This is a genomic window from Pseudomonas salicis, from assembly GCF_057128705.1.
The window spans coordinates 24,007-43,975 of the sequence record NZ_JBSKHU010000010.1 but is presented as its reverse complement, the minus strand read 5'-3'; the positions used below and the strand labels follow the sequence as shown (position 1 = coordinate 43,975).

Sequence of the window (19,969 nt, the reverse complement as noted above, 5' to 3'; positions counted from 1 at the left end):
CACGCCATGGCAAAGAGCTTGCTGGAACGTGGCAGGCAGTAACAATGCCGCTTCCTTGACGATTTGCAGAGGCATTTAGTGCGCACGATGAGTTTCAGATTTGTCCAGGGGCGTCTGATCCGACGTATCCCGACTTCACCGACCGTTACGGCAGCAGCGACTCTATCCAAGCTTGGCGCTCACGTCCAAGCGTCAGCTGAAATTCAGAATTGTCTTACGCGCAGCCGCTTCGGTGGCGCGTATCGATTAAACGCTTTTTCATTTGTCACTCGGTACGTGGTGCTATACTCCCGCGCTTTTCCGACACCATATTGGCAGTAATGGCTTATGCGCAGCACACATGAAAATAGCTTGCAGGCTGCGTTGAAAGCCTGTAAGGGCAGTTTCATATCTGTAGGCTTTTTCAGCCTCTTCATTAACGCCCTGATGCTGGTACCTACCTTCTATATGCTTCAGGTATATGGGCGGGTGGTGACTAGCGGAAGCATTTCAACGCTGGTTCTGCTGACCATAATCATGGTTGGTCTGATGATAACGATGGGGGCCCTTGAGCTCGTTCGTTCACGCATCATGGTGCGTGTAAGCAGCAAGCTGGATATTGCCCTGAGTCGTGACCTCTACCGTGCCAGCTTCAAGCGGGCATTGGAGAGTGGGGGCATGGATTCGTCTGCTCAAGCCTTGAACGATTTGACCGGCTTGCGCCAGTTCATGACCGGCAATGGTCTTTTCGCCTTTTTCGATGCTCCTTGGCTGCCGATTTACATTGCGGTGATGTTCTTGTTCCACCCTTGGTACGGCTGGATGGCAATCGGCTGTGCAATCGTCCTTCTTATATTCGCCGTTCTCAACGAACGCCTGACCGGCACCACGCTTGCTGCCGCGAACAAGGAAAACATCGCTGCGAGTCTGTACACCAACAAGAACTTGCGAAATGCGGAAGTGATTGAGTCCATGGGGATGCTCAACACGTTGATCGATCGCTGGGCGTTGCGTCAGAGAAAGGTGCTGGTCCTGCAGTCGATCGCCAGCGACAAGGGCGGCCTGATGGCCAACATTTCCAAGACCTTCCGCATGCTCGCCCAGTCGCTGATTCTGGGTCTCGGTGCGTACCTCGCCGTTAACCACGAAATCAACGCAGGTTTGGTGATCGCGGGCTCCGTGTTGTTGGGTCGAGCATTGGCTCCCCTGGACTTGATCATCGGCAGTTGGAAGGGGTTCATCAGTGCGCGCTCACAGTACGCGCGGCTCAACGAAATCCTGGATAAGCAAAATGCCGAGGCAGAGCGGATGAAACTTCCGGCTCCTCAAGGCAACATTCTGGTCGAAAATCTGGTGATCGCTGCCCCAGGCTCCAAGTCTCCCATCATTAAAGGCATCGGTTTTTCCGTGCCCGCTGGCAGCGTGGTCGGCATTATCGGGCCGAGCGCGTCGGGCAAGTCGACACTCGCTCGGGCGCTGATGGGCATCTGGCAGCCTCAGCATGGTGTGGTGCGCCTCGACGGCGCCGACATCGCCAACTGGGATAAAAACCTGCTGGGTCCTTACGTCGGGTATTTGCCTCAGGATATCGAGCTGTTCGAGGGCAGCATCAGCGAAAACATTGCGCGCTTCGCTGACGTGAATGCTGACGAGGTCATCAGGGCCGCTCGCGTTGCGGGCGTTCACGAAATGATCCTGCTCCTGCCTGAAGGTTACGACACGGTCATCGGAAGCGAAGGCGTGAACCTTTCCGGTGGGCAGCGTCAGCGAATCGGCCTGGCCCGTGCGATCTATGGCGCGCCACGGTTGATCATTCTGGACGAGCCGAACTCCAACCTCGACGACAACGGCGAACAGGCTTTGGCGCAGGCGATCATGCACATGAAAATGAGTGGCTCGACTATCTTCGTGATCACTCATCGCACGACCATCCTTTCGCAGCTTGATCGCCTGATGGTCATGACCGGCGGTACGATCAGCATGTACGGCCCTCGCGAACAAGTCATGGCTGAGCTCAATGCTCAACATCTCGCCGCACAACAGAAAACAGCCCAGGTTGCGTCAGACGCAGCGCCCAGCCGCGTCTGACAGGAAAAAACGTAGATGACTCAGCATTCCATCGCAACGACCGCCGATATCTTCGACGGTGTTCCTGTTTCCGACACTAAAAGCCGCCGCGTTGGTTTTTGGATCGTGTTCATCACTTTCGGGGTGTTCGGCTCATGGGCTGCTTTCGCTCCGTTGGACAGTGCTGCCTATTCGCCGGGCGTAGTGACCGTACAAACCTATCGCAAGACCGTTCAGCATCTTGAGGGCGGCATCGTTAAAGATGTCCTCGCTCATGATGGTGACATCGTGAAAAAGGGCGACCCGATCATCGTGCTCGATGACTCTCAGCTCAAGGCCGAGTACGAAACCACGCGCAGCCAGTTGATCGCCGCCAAAGCCATGGAAGCGCGTTTGCGTGCCGAGCGGGATGATAAGAGCAGCATCGATTTTGGCGAGCTGTTGCCCGCCAGCACCCCACGTGGACAGGAAGCCCGGGACAGTGAAACCCGAGTTTTCAACGCGCGACGTGGGGCTCGCCTGGGTGAGGTGTCGGTGCTTCAGGAGCGTATCGGTCAGCTCAACCAGCAGATCAAAGGCACCGATTCGATGATCGGGACCAAGGTCAACCTCGAGAAGTCCTACACCGGCGAAATCGGTGAGCTCAAGGAGCTTCTGGAGCAGGGCTTCGTCGACAAGCAGCGCATGCTCGAACAGCAACGCAAGCTCGACATGTTGAAGTCGGAAGTGGCGGATCACTCCTCAACCATCACCAAGACCAAGCTGCAGATCAACGAAACCCAACTGCAAATTTTGCAGATCAACAAAGACTTCAATTCTGACGTCGTCAAGCAATTGGCCGAAGTGCAGACGAAGGCCTATGACCTGCAGGAGCGTACGGCTGCACTTGAAGATCGTTTGAGCCGCGTCATCATTCGCTCGCCGGATGACGGTATGGTCATCGGCATGACAGTCCACACGATCGGGGGTGTCGTTCGCCCTGGCACTCCGCTGCTGGATATCGTGCCTTCGGTCTCTGAGCTTGTGGTCGAAGCCCATGTCCAGCCTGTGGACATTGACCGAATCGCCATCGGTAAATCAGCCAATATTCGGTTCAGCGCCTTCAATAGTGCGACCACGCCTCCAATCGACGGCGTCGTAACGCAGGTCTCGGCTGACCGTTTGACGGATGAGAAAACCGGCCTTCCTTATTACCTGGCGCGTGTGGAAGTGACCAAGGAGGGGGAGCACAAATTGGGAGATCGCAAACTGCTGCCAGGTATGCCAGCGGATGTATTGATCAACACGGGCAAGCGCACCATGCTGCAATACATCATGCAACCAGCGCGTAACGCCATCGCTCAATCGATGATTGAGGAGTGACCGTGCGCCTGTCTCCATGCCTGATGATGTTGGGAGTGTTGGCCGTGCAAGCGCACGCGGCAGAGCCCAAAACCGCAGAACCCACGAAACCGGAAAGCCCTGCGGGCGTCAGTGCCAAGGGTTACTCCGCCGACTTGACTCAGCTGTATCGTGAGTCCCGTCTGGAAGATCCTCGCGTGCTAGCCGCCTATGCCCGCGCCGAGGCTGGAAAAGAGCATGAACGTGAAGCGTTCGGCTCACTCTTGCCACAGATCAGCGCAAACGCCGGGCGCAACCGGATTCACCAGACCAACGAGCTCATTCGCCAGTCGTACAACAGCGAGAACTACAGCGTCGGTCTGAGCCAGGTGATCTATAACAAGGCGACCTGGGAGAACTATCAGAAGTACAAGAGCCTGACCAAGCAGTCTATCTATGAAGGTGACGAGGCTCAGGCCGAAGCGACCGTGGACCTGGCTCAACGGTACTTCGCGGCGTTGGCCGCTGACGACGAGCTGGAACTCGTTCAGGCCGAGCTGCGTGCCACTCAGAAAAACCTTGATCGCGTCAATGCGCTCTATGCGAAACGTCTTGCAATGATTACGGATAAGCTCGATATCCAGGCGCGGGTGGACTCTCTCGTTGCCCAGGAAGTCGATGCCAAAAACCAGGTCAGTCTTAGCCGGGCAGCGCTTTCGGAGATCGTTGGTCGCCCTGTCAAAGAAAAACTCAGCCGGGTTCGTGACGACGTGAGCCTGAAGGTGTCAGATCAGAGTCTTGAGAAATGGGTAGAGCTGGCTCAGGTCGACAACCCGTCCATCAAGGCGAACCAAAACGCGGTCGAAGCGGCCGAGGCCGGTGTTCGCGGTGGTAAAGGCGGACACTATCCGACGTTGACGGCCAACCTCAGCGTCCAGCAAACGAACGAAGGCTATAACAACGCACTGGCGCCTCAGACGGACAGTTATGTAGCCGGGTTGGCGTTGTCGGTGCCGATTTACAGTGGTGGATCGACCTCGGCCCGAACGCGTGGTCTTTACCAGGAGCAGGTCTCGGCAGAACTGCAATTGGAGGCGACGCGGCGTCAAGTCGTCAAAGAAACCACAAATGCTTACTTGACCGCGGACTCCAGCGTCGAAAAAATACGCGCCAATCGCAACGCATTGGCTTCCGCTGAGCAATCAACCGTTGCGGCAGAAAAGGCCTTTGCCTATGGTGTAGTGAATGCCGTGGACGTGCTGACGGCGACACAGAACGAGTTCAAGGCTCGTCGTGATCTCTTGAAGACGCAATACGACTTCATTACTAACCTGTTCATCCTCAATCGTTGGGCCGGAAAGCTTTCCGAAGAAAGCGTAGAGAGCGTCAACGTGTGGTTGAGTAACAACAGTAAAACGGACACTGTCCCCGACCGGAACATCAAGCAATGAATGCACCTATCAAATCCGTCATTATCACCGGCATCACTGGGCAGGACGGTGCTTATCTCACCGAACTGTTACTCGGCAAGGGCTACAAGGTCTACGGCACCTACCGTCGCACCAGCTCTGTCAACTTTTGGCGCCTTGAAGAAGTAGGCGCGTTGAACCACCCGAACCTGGAGCTGGTCGAGCACGATCTGACTGACCTGGGTGCAAGCATCCGTCTGCTGCAAAAAGCAGAACCCTCCGAGATCTATAACCTGGCGGCCCAGAGCTTCGTGGGCGTGTCCTTCGAACAACCGGTCACCACCGCAGAAATCACCGGCATCGGCGCGGTGAACCTGCTGGAAGCGATCCGCATCGTTAACCCGAAGATCCGCTTCTATCAGGCCTCGACTTCCGAGATGTTCGGCAAGGTGCAACAGGTCCCTCAGACCGAAGCCACCGATTTCTACCCGCGCAGCCCGTACGGCGTGGCCAAGCTCTACGCTCACTGGATGACCATCAACTACCGTGAGTCCTACGGGATCTTCGGTTCCAGCGGCATCCTGTTCAACCACGAATCGCCACTGCGCGGTAAAGAGTTCGTGACCCGCAAGATCACCGACGCCGTTGCCCGTATATCGCTGGGCCAGCAGGACGTGCTTGAGTTGGGCAACATGGACGCCAAGCGCGACTGGGGTTTCGCCAAGGAATACGTCGAAGGTATGTGGCGCATGCTGCAAGCCGACGAGCCGGACACCTTCGTTCTGGCCACCAACCGCACCGAGACTGTCCGTGACTTCGTGTCCATGGCGTTCAAGGCCGTGGACATCGAGCTGGAATGGAAAGGCAGCGCTGACAACGAACACGGCATCGACACCAAGACCGGCAAGACCGTCATTCAGGTCAACCCCAAGTTCTACCGTCCAGCCGAAGTCGAACTGCTGATCGGCGACCCGGAAAAAGCCAAGCGCGTACTGGGCTGGGAAGCCAAGACCACGCTCGAACAACTGTGTCAGCTGATGGTCGATGCCGACCTCAAGCGTAACAAGAGCGGTTATTCCTTCTAAGTGACGTTGCCGCTTTTCTTTTGCGACCCGAGCTTCACCAGCTCGGGTCGTGTCGTTTTATCCGTTAACCCCGTGCCGTCCTTTTCGTACCGCCGACCAGGGGGCTGGGTTTTCTCTTTATGCCGTCCCCTGGATGGTCTCTGACAGGAACCCTCTGATTGAGTAACTCTCTTCACGAGCTCTGGCAAGCCCGACACTTCATCAGAAACTCCATTCGCAATGAATTCGTCACTCGCGTAGTGCGCAGCCGTCTGGGGTTGATGTGGATCGTCCTCTTTCCCTTGGCTCAGGTCGTCATCTACGCCTTTGTGCTTTCGCTGGTCATGGCCGCCAAATTGCCAGGCCTCAACAGTGCGTACGCCTATCCCATTTATCTCACTGCCGGCATTCTGGCCTGGACGTTATTTCAGGAAGTGGTGACCCGCTGCCTCAACGTGTTCATCGAGCACGGCAATCTGTTGAAGAAAATGGTGTTTCCGCGAATGGCGCTTCCCGCCATCGTGTGCGGCAGTGCCTTGCTGAACAATTTTGTTTTGTTGCTCTCCGTGCTCGTCATTTTCGCTTTCCTGGGCCACATCCCCAACATCCAGCTGCTTTGGTTGCCTGTGCTCACCGGGCTGCTCATGGCGCTGGCGCTGGGCGTCGGTTTAGCCCTCGGCTTGTTGAATGTGTTTTTTCGGGACATTGGCCAGATCGTCACCATCGTTCTGCAGTTCGGCTTCTGGCTGACGCCGGTCGTCTACAACGTGGACGTGGTTCCCGAGCAATACCGTCAGTGGCTGCATTTCAACCCGATGACGGGCGTAGTGCAGGGCTATCAAAGCGTTCTGGTCTACGGCAATGCGCCTGATTTCTCGGTGTTGGTGTACCCGGCGATCTTCGCTGTCGTGGCCTTGGTGTTCGCGGCTTTCCTCTATCACCGCGCAATCGATGAAGTGGTGGACGTCTTATGACAGCGGCATTGAGCGTCGAAGGCATCGGTAAAGCCTTCAATAAATACGCCCGTGAAAGCCAACGTTTGTTGGCGTGGTTCGGGATTGCGTCGGCGTCGGTCGAACGTAAATGGGTCCTCAAGGACATCAATTTCGCCCTGCGTCCTGGCGAAGCAGTCGGCCTGATCGGTCTGAACGGCGCAGGTAAAAGCACGCTGCTCAAGATCATCACGGGCACCCTGCACCCGACCACGGGCAAAGTGCACATCAATGGTCGAGTATCCGCGATTCTCGAACTGGGCATGGGTTTTCACCCGGACCTGACTGGGCGGCAAAACGTGTATCACGTTGCGGGCTTGATGGGCTTCACCCAGAAGCAGATCGACGGGTTCATTGATGACGTCCACAGCTTTTCTGAGATCGGCGACTATTTCGAGCACCCTGTCAGGGTTTACTCCAGTGGCATGCAGGCGCGCCTGGCCTTCGCAGTTGCGACAGCGCAGCGGCCCGAAATATTGATTGTCGACGAAGCACTTTCCGTCGGCGATGCTTACTTTCAGCACAAAAGCTTTGATCGAATCCGGCAATTTACTCGGGAAGGCACGACCCTGCTTCTGGTCAGTCATGACAAGCAGGCGATCCAGAGTATCTGTAACCGCGCCATTCTCCTGTCCCACGGCACTGTGGCGATGGAAGGGGAGCCGGACGCTGTCATGGACTACTACAACGCTTTGCTGGCGGCGCATCAGGATCAGCAGATCATCAACAATCCCGAGCGCAGCGGAGCGTTGCTTTCGGGAACCGGGTCTGCTTCGTTTACACGTTTTCAATTGCTGGATGAGCACAATCAATCCATCGAAGTGGTGGACGTTGGCCAGAAACTGACACTGCGCGTCGACGCTCGCATTCGCGCGCAACTGCCCGATCTCGTGTTGGGCTTTTTGATCAAGGATCGCTACGGTCAGGACGTCTTCGGGACCAATACCCGCCATCTTGATCAGGTTTGCTATGACATCGAGGCAGAGAGTGATCTGTCGTGGTCGTTCTCGTTTCCCGTCAATCTGGGGCCTGGCACCTATTCGATCACCATCGCTCTGCACGGACATGCCGGTCATGTCGAAAGCAACTATGCCTGGCAAGAGCGGGCCGTTCTGTTTGAAGTCGTCAATCGCAGCCACAGTGAATTCATCGGGGTGTCTTGGCTAGGCGCCCAACTGGAGAGTCGTCGTAACCATGAGTGATGATTTTTATCGCCAACTCGAAGAGAGATTTCGCTCTTCGCAAACCGTCATTCGCCAAAGGCTTGAGGTGTACCGGCCGTTCTTGAAAGCGCTGCTTCAAGACGTCTCGCAACCCAAGGCGCTGGATGTCGGTTGTGGCCGTGGGGAATGGTTGCTGCTACTGGAGGAAGAAGGTTTTCAGGCACGCGGTGTGGACCTTGATGACTCAATGCTCGAAGCCTGCCATGAGCGTGGGCTCAACGCTGAAAACCTCGATGCGCTTGCTGCACTCCAGGTGTTGCCCGATGACAGTCTCGATCTGATCTCCTCGTTTCATGTGGTCGAGCACGTGACGTTCGACTATTTGCGCGCGATGCTGCGCGAAGCCCAGCGCGTTCTGTCGCCAAAGGGCCTGCTGATTCTGGAAACGCCGAACAGCGAAAACGTGTCGGTGGGCACCAGTGACTTCTACCTGGACCCGACCCATGAGCGGCCATTGCCTCCGCCGTTCCTGGAGTTCCTGTGCGAGTTCAGCGGCTTCCCGCGCACCAAGATTCTTCGCCTGCAAGAACATGCGGATTTGCATGACCCGCACGCCCCTATCGGGCTGGTGAATGTGCTGTTTCACGTCAGCCCCGATTACGCGGTCATTGCCCGTAATACAGTGCCTGTCGATGGTGAGCCGGATGCCTTTGCGGATCTGTTTTCGCGAGAGTACGGACTCAAGCTTGAGACGCTGGCCAGCCGCTTCGATCAGGGCGTCAATACGGGCATCGCGCGCGTCCGTGAACGGTCGGAGCAAATCGGGCATGAGCTCTCCGATCAGATTCAGCGTTTCAATGATCGTCTTGAATCGATGAGCCACGAACATCATCGGCAGTTGAGTGAGATAGACGCCCATTACGCCGAAAGCTTGCACCGTAGCTGGAATTACGAGCAGCAGTTGTTGGCGATTTACAGCAGCTCATCGTGGCGCATCACGCGTCCTTTGCGCGGGGTGGTCCGGCTGATCAAGGACCCTGGCTTTCGCAAGCGTATGGCGCTCAAGCCGCTTGAAGGAACTTTACGTTACCTGAAAACCAAACCTCGATTCATGGGCGCCCTCAAAGCAGTCGTCAACCGTGTACCGTGGCTGGAACGCCGGCTGCGGGAATACCAGCAGAGCATTGAGCGCGCCGTCGCAGCGCTGAAGCCGACCCCTGATCCACTGTCCAACTATTCGCCGCGTGTCGAGTATCTCCAGCGTAGGTTGTGGAATTTGTTGCGCTCCGACGCCATTCCAAAACCTGATCGCAGTGGATTACTACCACGGCTCGCCTTCGTGTCGCCCTTGCCTCCGGAGCGTTCGGGGATCGCCGACTACAGTGCCGAGCTGCTGCCCGCGTTGGCGGCTTACTACCGTATCGACCTGATTGTCGAACAGCCCATCGTCGATAACCCGTGGATCAACGAACATCGCCAATTGCACGACGCCGAATGGTTGAGGGCGCATGCGGACGAGTTCGACGCTGTGCTTTACCACATCGGCAACTCCACTTATCACAGCTTCATGATCGAGCTGATGGAAGACGTGCCGGGCATCATCGTGTTGCATGACTTCTTCGTCAGCGATCTGAATCGCACGATGAGCGCGCGAGCGAATAGCCATCGTCTGACCCTGCAAACCTTGTATTACGGCCATGGCTATCCTGCGATGGTCGACCCGCTCTCCGAAGCCACCGCATTCGATTACCCGGTCAACCGCTTGCTGCTCGAACGTGCTCGCGGCGTCATTGTGCACTCTGAGGTTTCCCAGCGCCTGGCCCAGGAATGGTACGGCAAAGACGCCGCCAAAGACTGGTCACTCGTACCGCTGCTGCGTGAGTTCGCCACGGATCAGCCGCGCGCTGCTGTACGCGAAGCGCTCGGCATTCCAGAAGATGCATTTCTGATCTGCAGCTTTGGTTTGCTCGGCACCACGAAACTGAATGATCGTCTGTTGCAGGCGTGGCTTGCGTCAGAATTGGCCCGCGAGCCGAATTGTCTGCTGGTCTTCGTCGGCGTCGCTGGCGACACCCCGTACTGCCGCGACCTGCTCAAAGCCATCGCGGACAGCGGTTTGGGCGCTCGGGTACGGGTGACCGGCTGGGCGGACACCCTCATGTTCAAGCAGTACCTGGCGGCCGCCGATCTGGCCGTTCAGTTGAGAGCGTTTTCACGCGGTGAAACCTCCGCCACTGTGCTCGACTGCATGAATTACAGCTTGCCTTGCATCGTCAACGCCAATGGCAGCATGGCGGACTTGCCGGAAGAAGCGGTGTATCGCATCGACGATGAGTTCGAGACTTCAGCGTTGACCGCCGCCATCGAAACCCTGTGGCGCGACCCCGACGCACGTGCCTCGTTGGGCAAGCGCGGGCGCGACGTCATCGAGCGCCAGCACGGTCCGGAATATTGCGCTGGCTTGTACCACGCGGCCATTACCCGGACACGTGAGCGTGACCAGCATGAAGATGCCCGCCTGCGTGAGCACCTGGCGCAGCTTCCGGATTCCACCCGCGCACTTGCCGACGATGCGGATGAGGCGCAGGTCAAGCTGTTCAAACAAGCATTGCTCGCCCTGTCCGATGAGCTGCTTCAAGGGCAACCTGATCCGTACAAGCCGCGGCAGTTGCTGCTGGATATCACCGCCACTTGCCAGGTGGACCGTCACACCGGTATCGAGCGAGTGGCGCGAGCGTTGACGCTTGCCCTGCTGGAGCAGCCTCCCGCCGGTTATCGCGTCGAGCCGGTTTACCTGACTCACGCCGATGGCCAATGGCACTACCGCTATGCGACCGCCTACACGGCCGGTTTGCTGGGCCTAAGTAAAGAACTGGCCGATCAGGGCATCGATTACGCCGCTGGTGATCGATTGCTGACACTGGATGTTTCGGGGCAAGCCTTGGTGCTCGCCAGTCAGGCCGGTGTTTTCACGCGCATGCAAGCCCATGGCGTGGACTGTCGAGCGGTCGTGTTCGATCTGCTGCCTGTGACGCACCCCCAGTTCTTCCCGCCGAAAGCCAACACCTACTTCGCCGATTGGTTGAGCAGCGTTGCGCAGTTCGAGGGGGTGGTGTGCATTTCGGCCACTGTCGCCAATGAAATGAAAGTGTGGCTGCGCGCTAATCAGCCAGATCGTGCAGACGTCTTGTCGATCAAGCACTTTCACCTGGGTGCAGATCTGTCTCACACAGCGCCGACCACCGGGTTGCCAGACGACGCTGCAAGTATTCTGAAAAGCCTTCAAAGTCGCCCAAGCGTATTGATGGTCGGCACGCTGGAACCTCGCAAAGGTTACCTCCAGGCCATCGATGCGTTTACGGAGCTTTGGAATACCGGCGTTGACGTCAATCTCGTCATCGTGGGGCGGGCAGGGTGGCAGGACTTGCCGCTCGATCAGCAGCGTTCGATTCCCCAGTTGCTGTCGCGCCTCGCCGAGCACCCTGAAAAAGACCGCCGTCTGTTTTGGCTCAGCGGTATCAGCGACGAATTCTTGGAGCAGGTGTACCTGAACGTCAATGGTCTGCTCGCGGCGTCGGACGACGAGGGCTTCGGGCTTCCGTTGATCGAGTCGGCGCAGAAGGGGCTTCCTGTCCTTGCGCGTGACATCCCGGTATTCCGTGAGGTCGCTGGCGATCACGCTGCATTCTTTTCGGCGCGAGAGCCCAATGAGTTGGCATCGGCGATCAGTGAATGGGTTTCGGCAGGATTCACCCCCTCTTCGTCCGGAATGCCATGGCTGACGTGGCGTCAGAGCGCAAATGATCTGCAAGCCCTGTTGATCGACGAACCGGTCACTACGCCAAAGGCTTGATAAAACCCAGGGCGGGGGACGCTTTGAGCGATCCACCGCCCCGGTGTCACTGCGCTTCTCCTTCTAAAAATCCCGCTCTGCATGGCCGTGCGCCATGGTCTGAATTGTTCCCTGCCGTCGGTAGGAAAAATCCTCACTACTTGTCGTCTGTATCTTGTTTGCCTGCAGGAAGGTGAGTAGGGTGCTCCACTTTATTGAGGGCCCCTGAATGAGTGCAGAGATGTTGTCGTCTGTAAGACGCTCGCCGTATTTCCCTTACATCGACGGCCTACGTGCGCTGGCAGTTCTGGCGGTACTGGTATTCCACCTCCATGGCGCTTGGTTGCCGGGCGGTTTTGTTGGGGTCGACGTCTTCTTCGTCATTTCAGGATTCGTGGTCAGCGCCTCGGTTGCCAGCTATCAAGGCCGCAATCCGTTCCACTTCTTCGCCTATTTCTATGCGCGCCGGATCAAGCGCATCTTCCCGGCGCTGATCGTCTGCCTGCTGGTTACGGCGTACTTCACGGCGCTATTCGTTCCCGGTTCCTGGTTGAGCGACGTCAACCAGAGAGTGGGGCTCTACGCGTTTTTTGGATTCAGCAACCTCATCCTGGCGCAGACGGGCCGCGACTATTTCGCCCCTACGACCGAGTTCAACCCCTACACCCACACATGGTCGCTGGCAGTCGAAGAGCAGTTCTATCTGGTGTTCCCGCTGCTATTCATGGCCTGGTTTTTCGGGCGCAAGGGCCGTGCTCTGTCGATTCTGTTGTTCGTGGCGGGGGGCATCGCTTCGTTGGTCTTCGCTCATTGGCAGAGTCAGGCCAGCCCGATTGATGCCTATTTCCTGAGCCCCAGCCGCTTTTGGGAGCTTGCCGCCGGCGTTTTATTGTTCCAATTGACCCAGCAGGGTGAGCCCGTTCAGAGCACTGGCCGGAGGCGGGGCGTGTTTGGCCTGCTATCGCTTCTACTATTACTGGGCGCGTTAGGCTTTACCTCTCCCGCACATTTCCCGTTCCCGGGCGCACTGCCTGCAGTTCTGGGCACGGTCGGCGTCATTTATTGCCTGCACCGGCACGACAACCTCGTTCGGCTGCATGCACTGCTCGGGCATCCATTACTGGTAGCCGTGGGGCGGATTTCATATTCGCTGTACCTCTGGCACTGGGTTGTCTTTGTGCTGTTCCGTTGGACGGTGGGCCTTGATACGGCGGTGCTGCGGATAGTCGCTGTCCTGCTGACGTTTGCCTTGGCGTGGCTGTCCTACCGTTTCATCGAAAACCCCATGCGCCACGCCCGATTCCTGCGGCGGATGCCGCAGATCGTCGTCGTGGTATTGGGTGTTGGCGTTATCGGAGGTGGCTGGTGGCTGGCCGGAAAGATCGTCGATGACCAGCCGCGTATCTCGCTCAGTACCGTCACTCAGCATCATTACGACTGGTATCCAGACGGGCCATCTACCGATCCTGATCATCCCGGCTGCATCGCTGACCCTGAATACCACAACGTAGAAGGCACGCTACAACTGGTGTTCAAGCCTCACGGTTGCCAGCCGGAAAGAGCCGTTAATCCCCAGACTATTTATGTCATCGGCGATTCCCACGCCATGGCCTATGAGCGGATGTTCAAGCAATACGCCCTGCGAAAATCGACGTTGATCGTTGTTTATAACAATGGCGGTTGCCCCTACGTGAGCCTGCAACCGTGGCGCGAGTTCGAGAACCCGGTGTGCCCTCACTTCCAGGAAATCACCCTGCGTGACCTGCGCTCGCGCATCAAGCCTGGCGACATCCTGTTTTTGCCATCGCTACGGCTGACGCGGTTTTCCGACCAGTGGACTGGATCGGGCGAAGCCGTTGCCGATAAGGAAATGCTGGGTGCAAAAGGCTACGCGCGTCGTAGACGAGCAGTGACGACAGCGGTTCATGAGCTGAAGGAATTTTCCGACATGGGGGTGTCGATTATTTTTGAAGGACCCAAGCCGATTTTTAAATCGCCGCCATTTAGATGTGCGGATTGGTTCAATCAAAATAACCCGATTTGTAAACCCGGGTTTAGTGTTTCCCAAGTGACTTTGAACCGTTTCCGTCAACCTGTTTTGCGTTCTTTGAAAGATATAGTTCGGCAACTTCCGCATTCATCTTTGTGGGACCCGTTCCCGGTTTTGTGTCAAGAAGATGACTGCCAGGCCTTTCGCGACGGCAAGCCACTTTTTCTTGACGGGGACCACCTGAGCGGTGATGGCAACCTGCTGCTTTTGAAAGATTTCACGGAATTCCTTGAAAGTCGCATGGTCAGCACTGAAGGGAGTCAGGGTCAAAATCTCGGCGTAAGATGAGTGATACATTTACGTCAGATTTATCTTGTTCCCTTGTAGGAAAGATGTGTAGGATTGCCGAGCTTTATGCCAATTGGCCAGTCCAAATGGAATACGTACGGATTGGTCAAGAGCACTTGGCTTAACGTTACCCACGAAGGGGCCGCTCCCTGACTAGGGGTGCGGCAATCAGACTGGGACCGACGGGTCCGCACTACCCAAGTCTGTTTGTCGATTCGACTAAAAAAATTGGAGAAATACCGAAAATGGCAACTCAAGCTCAAATCACCGCGGTACAACAGCTGTACGTTTCCTACCTGGGCCGCGCAGCTGATAAAGCGGGTCTGGACTTCTGGTCGAATGCAATCGCTACCGGCACCGCGACCATCGCGTCCGTAGCTACTGGCCTGACTCTGGCTACCGAATACACCTCGAAATACGCTGGCCTGACCACCGACGCTCTGGTCGATGCTGTCTACACCAACGTACTGGGCCGTACTGCAGACGCAGCCGGTAAAGCTTTCTGGGTTGCCTCGTTCGCTAACGGTAGCGTCAAGGCTGACACTTTCGTTTCCTCGTTGATCCAGAGCCTGGGTACTCAAGACCAAGCCACCATCAACAACAAAACTTTCGTAGCTCAGACTTACACTGACACTGCTGGCGCCGCTTATAACGTTCAAGCCGGTACTCAGGTTATTGCTAAGGTCGACGGCACTTCCGCTTCGGTTAACGATGCGCTGGCTGCGATCTCTGGTGGTACTCTGCCAGGTCAAGTTCCAGCACTCGGCCTGATCAACGCTTTCGCTGCTGCTCAAGATGCTCTGGTTGCTTACGGCAAAACTGCTGCTACTGCCAATGCTGCTCTGGACACTAACAAAGATGGCTCCGTTTCGTCTGCCGAAGCTAGCGCTGCTCTGACTGCTGCACAAAACGACCGTGCTTTGGCTGCTAACGGTGGCACTAAAACCATCGCTACTCTGAACGCTGACGTCACCAACGCCACTGCTGACCTGAAGACAGCAAAAGACGCAGCAACCGCTGACGTCGGCGCTACTGTTGTCAGTGCATACGATAACGCTGTAGCAGTTGACACTGCTGCTGACGCCGCTGTCGCTGCAAATGCCGCTGCTACCGCTTCGGCCCAAGCCGGCCTGAACACTTCGGTTTCTGCCTCCGGTTCCACTGTTACCTATGCCACTTTGTCCACAGCTGCTGGCGTGTCTGGTGCCAACGCTTTCGACACCGCTGCCAAAGTCTCTGCTTTCTTGGCTGATCCGGCTTCCAGTGCTACCGCTCGTGCCGCTCTGGTTACTGAGCTGAACAAAGTAGACACTTACGGTGCAGCTGTTGTTAAAGCTGGCGACTTGGGCTTGGCAGCTGCCAAATCCCAAGTTGCTCTGGATACCGCTACTGACAACCTGACTGCTGGTACTACTGGTCAAGACTACATCGACGCAGAAGCTGCCCTGGTTCTGGCTAACAAAACTTTGGCTAACGCACAAACTGCTGATGCCAAAGTTGTTGCTGTCAAGGCTGTCGTTGATCAGTACACCGCTCTGACTAAAGTTTCGACTGATGCTCAGGCTGCGATCACCAAGTTCAACACTGACAACGCCGACAAGATCACTCTGCACACAGTTGGCACCACTGCTGACGCTGGCACTGCTGACCATAAAGATGTGTTCTTCTTCAGCTCGAAGATCGCTACCACCAACGACATCGCAGTTGCTACCTTCGGTTCGGGCGATTCGATCGTTATCGGCAGCGGCCTGACCTACAACAGCGGCGCTCTGTCGACTGGCGACAACAACAAGGCAGAGTTCTTCCTGGTTCAGAAAGGCGCTGACACTCTGGTAGTCCTGGAAACTCAGGCTTACGGCAGCAGCACTACTACGCACACCGCTACTGGTGATGCAACCGCAGTAGCCTCGCCAGACGCAGCTGTTATCACCCTGACCGGTGTTAACGTTGCTGACCTGACCGTTTCGAACGGTGTTATCTCCCACGTAGCTTAATTGCCTCGTGATGGATAACTGCGGTGGGCTTCGGCCCGTCGTCGGTTGACTCAAAAAACCCGCCCCTCAAAAGGCGGGTTTTTTAATGCCTAAAGCTTTCCTCTTCCAAACCAGTCACCATTAGGCATCCGTTCGGGCGCACTCATTTAAAGTACATCGCCCCCCGAAACGATGTTGCTCGCCGCCGTCTACGTTTTCATACCCCTGCCTCAGCGCTAGTCCGACTTGGACGCAGCGTCTGACATCGCAGCCTGCCGCACCGCCCACCATCGCTTCAAGATCGACTTAAGCTCATATGCAATGGCAGACACGGCGCGGGATAGCCAATAAAAAACCCGCCTTCAAGGGGCGGGTTTCTGAATCATGTTGCCAAGAACAACGTCTGCAACACTGAACGCGTTATGCCACCGCTTCACCAAGATGAATGAAATCAGTGTTCACCAACGTCTTGGTGCCGGAAAGCTGAATGATCGAATCGCTCAAACCCAACCCTGCAGAGCCGTCGAGCACCACCGCGTAATGCCCTTTCAAAGAACCGGCAGCCACGGTGACGTCATAGATGAGTGCCAACGAGAACGTGGACGCCGCTGTCAAGTTCGCGGCGTCCAGTGCCGAAAACAGTTCGCCAAAGTTATTCGCCGATGCCACAGAATGAGCGCTGACATTGATATCGGTATCCCGACCAACGAGGGCGCCATTGAAGAAAGGCATGTTGCTCTGCCCCAATTGGATGTGATCGCCAGCGTTGAAGTCGGTGATTGAGGCGATGTTCGCGGTCGTGCTGTCCGTAAGCTGCAGGTTTGACCGTGTAGCTGACACATCAGCGAAAACGAAGGTGTCATTACCGCCGCCGCCCGTCAGGATGTCTGCGCCACCGCCTCCGTTGATCACATCGTCACCCGTACCTCCGACGATTGTGTCCTTGGCGCTTCCGCCCGTTAGCGTGTTGGCAACAGTTGCAGAGCCTTTAATGGTCAGCGCATTGGTTTGCTCCGACGCGTCGATCACAATGCCCGCCTTGTTGGCCGAAGCGTCAATGGAGGTCAGGGCCGTCTGGGTACTCTGTGTTTTAAGGCTGAATGCCTGGTCGCCGGTCACCACGATCGTTTTCACAGCATCGTCATTTAGGGTCAAGACGTTCTGTGCGACATCGTTTTTGGTGGGGTCAGGGTTAACGAACTCTGGCACATATACCGTGCTCTTGATCGTAACGTGCTCAATGTTTTGCGCCGTGACGGCGTTCGCCAGACCAAATACGGTTTGTTCATCATCACGGTTGTCGTGCAGCGTGTTGTTGAGCACGATGGTGAGAGAGTCGTTACCGGTATCCACCGCTTGGCTCACCTGCAACGTGCCTGGCGTTCCGAGATTGGCGACGGCAGGGACTCTGATCATCCCGGCGCTCATTGTTAAGTCATCGCCAGTGCCGTCAACATTGCCGTTAACTTGTACATCAAACGGGGCGTTTGGTGCGTTCGCAGTCAGGTTGAAGCCGGCAAGGTCGAACTGCAACGGGGTAGCCGTAACGATCTGGCTCAATGCGCTGTCACTATTAATCTTATCGATCAGCGCAGTGACCAGACTCTGATTCGAGCTTCCGCTCGCTTCAATGGTATGCCCCTCTACCGTGATTGATACATGGAAGTTGCCTGAGACATTCGAAAAGGAATTGCCGAGCTCGACCAAATTACGCTGCGCCTGGGACGGGATGCCACCGGCGGTGTTGAGACCTGCAATAGTTACCGTGGCATCAGCGGCCAAACCTGTCACTTGCGCCGTCCCGCCGCTCGCAATGCCTGCACCTGCAATGAAGCTATTGCTACTGCCGGCTTTGGACGCATCTAGAGTGGCGCCGTCTTGCAGGGTGTCAGTGAATGAAACCACCTCAAAGCCTGAAATCGTTTGCAGGGCCGCGTAATTCGCAGCAGAGGTTTGAAGCGTGTCCGTTCCTTCGCCACCGGAAACCGTCAGTTGGTTTCCCGGAACGATGGCTGTGAACAATTCCAGCGTGTCGTTACCCGCTCCGAGCGCGATATTCGCTGTGGAAGTGAGGGAGGCATGCACAAGCAGATCGACCGCCCCGGCGCCTGTCACCTGAACAATGGACAACGTGCCATCGGTCGACAGATCGACTGCGTTGTTGCCTGTTGCCGCAATCGACACGCTTGAAAGGTTTTCCGACTGTTGGATCACCAAGCCAGAACCTGTCGTCGTGATGTTCAACGTTTCGGTTGTTGAGTCGGTGAACGCGACTTTCGACCAAGCGGGCGAATATGGCAGATACCCTGCGTTGATCGCCGTTAGATTGAAAGAAGAAGCGGTGGCGTCATGGAGCGTCGTCAGCGCTGAGTTTTGGTCTTTCACACTCAGGTTATTGATCGAGCCGACGCCGTAGAAATCGACACCGGAGAAACCTTTGCTCACTTCAAGACGAGTGATGCCCGAAGAGTCAGAAAGGTCTAGAGCCGCATACCCATTGGCGTGAACAATCACGTTTTCAACGTTGGTCAACGTCGGCTTAACGGTTTCCACGTCGAGAATCGTAAAGATCCCAATCGGGGCGCCCGTTGTGATCTCAAGGGTGTCGTTGCCTGCACCGCCGTCGATAGTGTCATTAGAGCCAAGCGTGGCCGGTAAGGCGACGAACTGCTCGTCGGCAGCCGAGGTGCGGTGCGACGGGGTCTCTGCTGTCGGAGAAAAAGTGTCGGCGCCCGTTGTCAGATTGAACACTTTTTGAGGCGCAACGGGAGTCGTGTTGTCCCATGCCGTGATGATGGCCTTTACAGCATTGACGGACGCCGGGTCCGACGTTACATAGCTCAAAACGCTTTTGGCGCGCTCAGGATCATTGGCCTGGGCGGACGTGGAAAACGCCAGACCCACCTCAATTTTGTTCAGCAGCAACTGGTGGTCATCGCTGCCCGCGTTGAAAATCGATTGCAGCATTTCCTGAATCAGACCCTGGCGGCTGCCAAGATCGGAGAGCCGGGTCTCCCAGAAGCCCTGACCGGTAGGGTCGGGCAAGCGATTCAGCACCGTGGCATAGAAGTGCTGGAAGAAATCGGAGTCGCTGACTGCGGCGCCATAAATGACTGTCCCTTCATGGCTTTGCAGAAAACCCGAAATCACATTGGTGAACGGCAGGCCGCCGTCGATTTGGTTAGCCCAGAATGTTAGTCCTGCTGTGTCCGGTGCCCTGCCAAAGACTGCGACGTAAAGCGACGTAACCAACTGCTGCGAATCGAGATCAGACATGACGACTTCCCTGAAGGCTGGTATGAGCCGGCATAGTGCCACCTGCCTGATGGGGTAGATAGCAACATCGGCATGTCAGAGCGCTATCACTTCATTTTGTGATGGGTATCCACTAAATACACGGACTGACAAGACACCGTTCAACCCCAGCCGCCTCCAACTATTCAGCCATGTGACCGCCGTCTCTCAAGCTAAATGCGGCTCCAGTTCAGAGGATGGTCCATAGGATATTTTCTGAAATTTGGCTGTTGATGATTTGGGCAGAAAGTTTTGTGCGGAAGGCTTAATAATTTAATCCGACAAGTTATATCAACTACTTTTCATACGCTAATCTCGGAAGCTAATGAAAAAAATCAAAACGGATAAAGCGCTATTTATTTGGCGTCAATTTAATATCTATCTGCCTTTCATCTGAAACCTCCTACGACATTACCGAGTCTCTGCAACACGTTTTGGCGGAGACGCCCGTCCCGTCTGCTTAAGCCGCCCGTCGGCCTTAGCTTCTTTAAACTAAAGCTGTCTTCTTTCTGCCGATATTGATTGTGGCAGGCGCTGA

At 56.2% G+C, this 19,969-nt stretch carries 10 protein-coding genes; 9 read left to right on the top strand and 1 reads right to left on the bottom strand.

Features of this window, described 5'->3' with window-relative positions; all coding sequences use genetic code 11:
• The first annotated feature begins 327 nt into the window (after window positions 1-327).
• The 9 genes from ACWKWE_RS28040 (at window position 328) to ACWKWE_RS28000 (ending at window position 16,158) form a co-directional block, all read left to right on the top strand.
• Entirely contained in the window at window positions 328-2,067 is a 1,740-nt protein-coding gene (locus ACWKWE_RS28040) for a type I secretion system permease/ATPase (RefSeq protein WP_483852384.1), read from the top strand.
• A gap of 15 nt (window positions 2,068-2,082) precedes the next feature.
• A complete protein-coding gene (locus ACWKWE_RS28035; protein WP_483852383.1) occupies window positions 2,083-3,408 on the top strand; it encodes an HlyD family type I secretion periplasmic adaptor subunit in 1,326 nt (441 codons plus the stop codon).
• Between the two features lie 23 nt (window positions 3,409-3,431).
• Window positions 3,432-4,817, top strand: coding sequence for a TolC family outer membrane protein (locus ACWKWE_RS28030; RefSeq protein ID WP_483852451.1), 1,386 nt, complete (start codon window positions 3,432-3,434; stop codon window positions 4,815-4,817).
• On the top strand, window positions 4,814-5,860 hold the full coding sequence (gene gmd / locus ACWKWE_RS28025; RefSeq protein WP_483852382.1) for a GDP-mannose 4,6-dehydratase: 1,047 nt from the start codon (window positions 4,814-4,816) through the stop codon (window positions 5,858-5,860). The genes ACWKWE_RS28030 and gmd overlap by 4 nt, the downstream gene beginning before the upstream one ends.
• 158 nt (window positions 5,861-6,018) lie before the next feature.
• On the top strand, window positions 6,019-6,813 hold the full coding sequence (locus ACWKWE_RS28020; protein WP_483852381.1) for an ABC transporter permease: 795 nt from the start codon (window positions 6,019-6,021) through the stop codon (window positions 6,811-6,813).
• On the top strand, window positions 6,810-8,033 hold the full coding sequence (locus ACWKWE_RS28015; RefSeq protein WP_483852380.1) for an ABC transporter ATP-binding protein: 1,224 nt from the start codon (window positions 6,810-6,812) through the stop codon (window positions 8,031-8,033). The genes ACWKWE_RS28020 and ACWKWE_RS28015 overlap by 4 nt, the downstream gene beginning before the upstream one ends.
• Window positions 8,026-11,847, top strand: a complete 3,822-nt coding sequence (locus tag ACWKWE_RS28010; RefSeq protein WP_483852379.1) for a glycosyltransferase — start codon at window positions 8,026-8,028, stop codon at window positions 11,845-11,847. Before ACWKWE_RS28015 ends, ACWKWE_RS28010 begins: the two co-directional genes overlap by 8 nt.
• A gap of 208 nt (window positions 11,848-12,055) precedes the next feature.
• Window positions 12,056-14,164 (top strand): acyltransferase family protein, encoded by a 2,109-nt coding sequence (locus tag ACWKWE_RS28005; protein ID WP_483852378.1) that lies wholly within the window; start codon window positions 12,056-12,058, stop codon window positions 14,162-14,164.
• A 245-nt stretch (window positions 14,165-14,409) separates the two neighbouring features.
• Window positions 14,410-16,158 (top strand): DUF4214 domain-containing protein, encoded by a 1,749-nt coding sequence (locus ACWKWE_RS28000; RefSeq protein WP_483852377.1) that lies wholly within the window; start codon window positions 14,410-14,412, stop codon window positions 16,156-16,158.
• Window positions 16,159-16,557: 399 nt separating this feature from the next.
• Here ACWKWE_RS28000 and ACWKWE_RS27995 read toward each other — a convergent pair whose 3' ends face one another.
• Window positions 16,558-19,455 carry a DUF4214 domain-containing protein gene (locus ACWKWE_RS27995; protein ID WP_483852376.1) on the bottom strand — a complete coding sequence of 966 codons (2,898 nt, stop codon included), beginning with the start codon at window positions 19,453-19,455 and terminating at the stop codon, window positions 16,558-16,560.
• Between the last annotated feature and the right edge of the window lie 514 nt (window positions 19,456-19,969).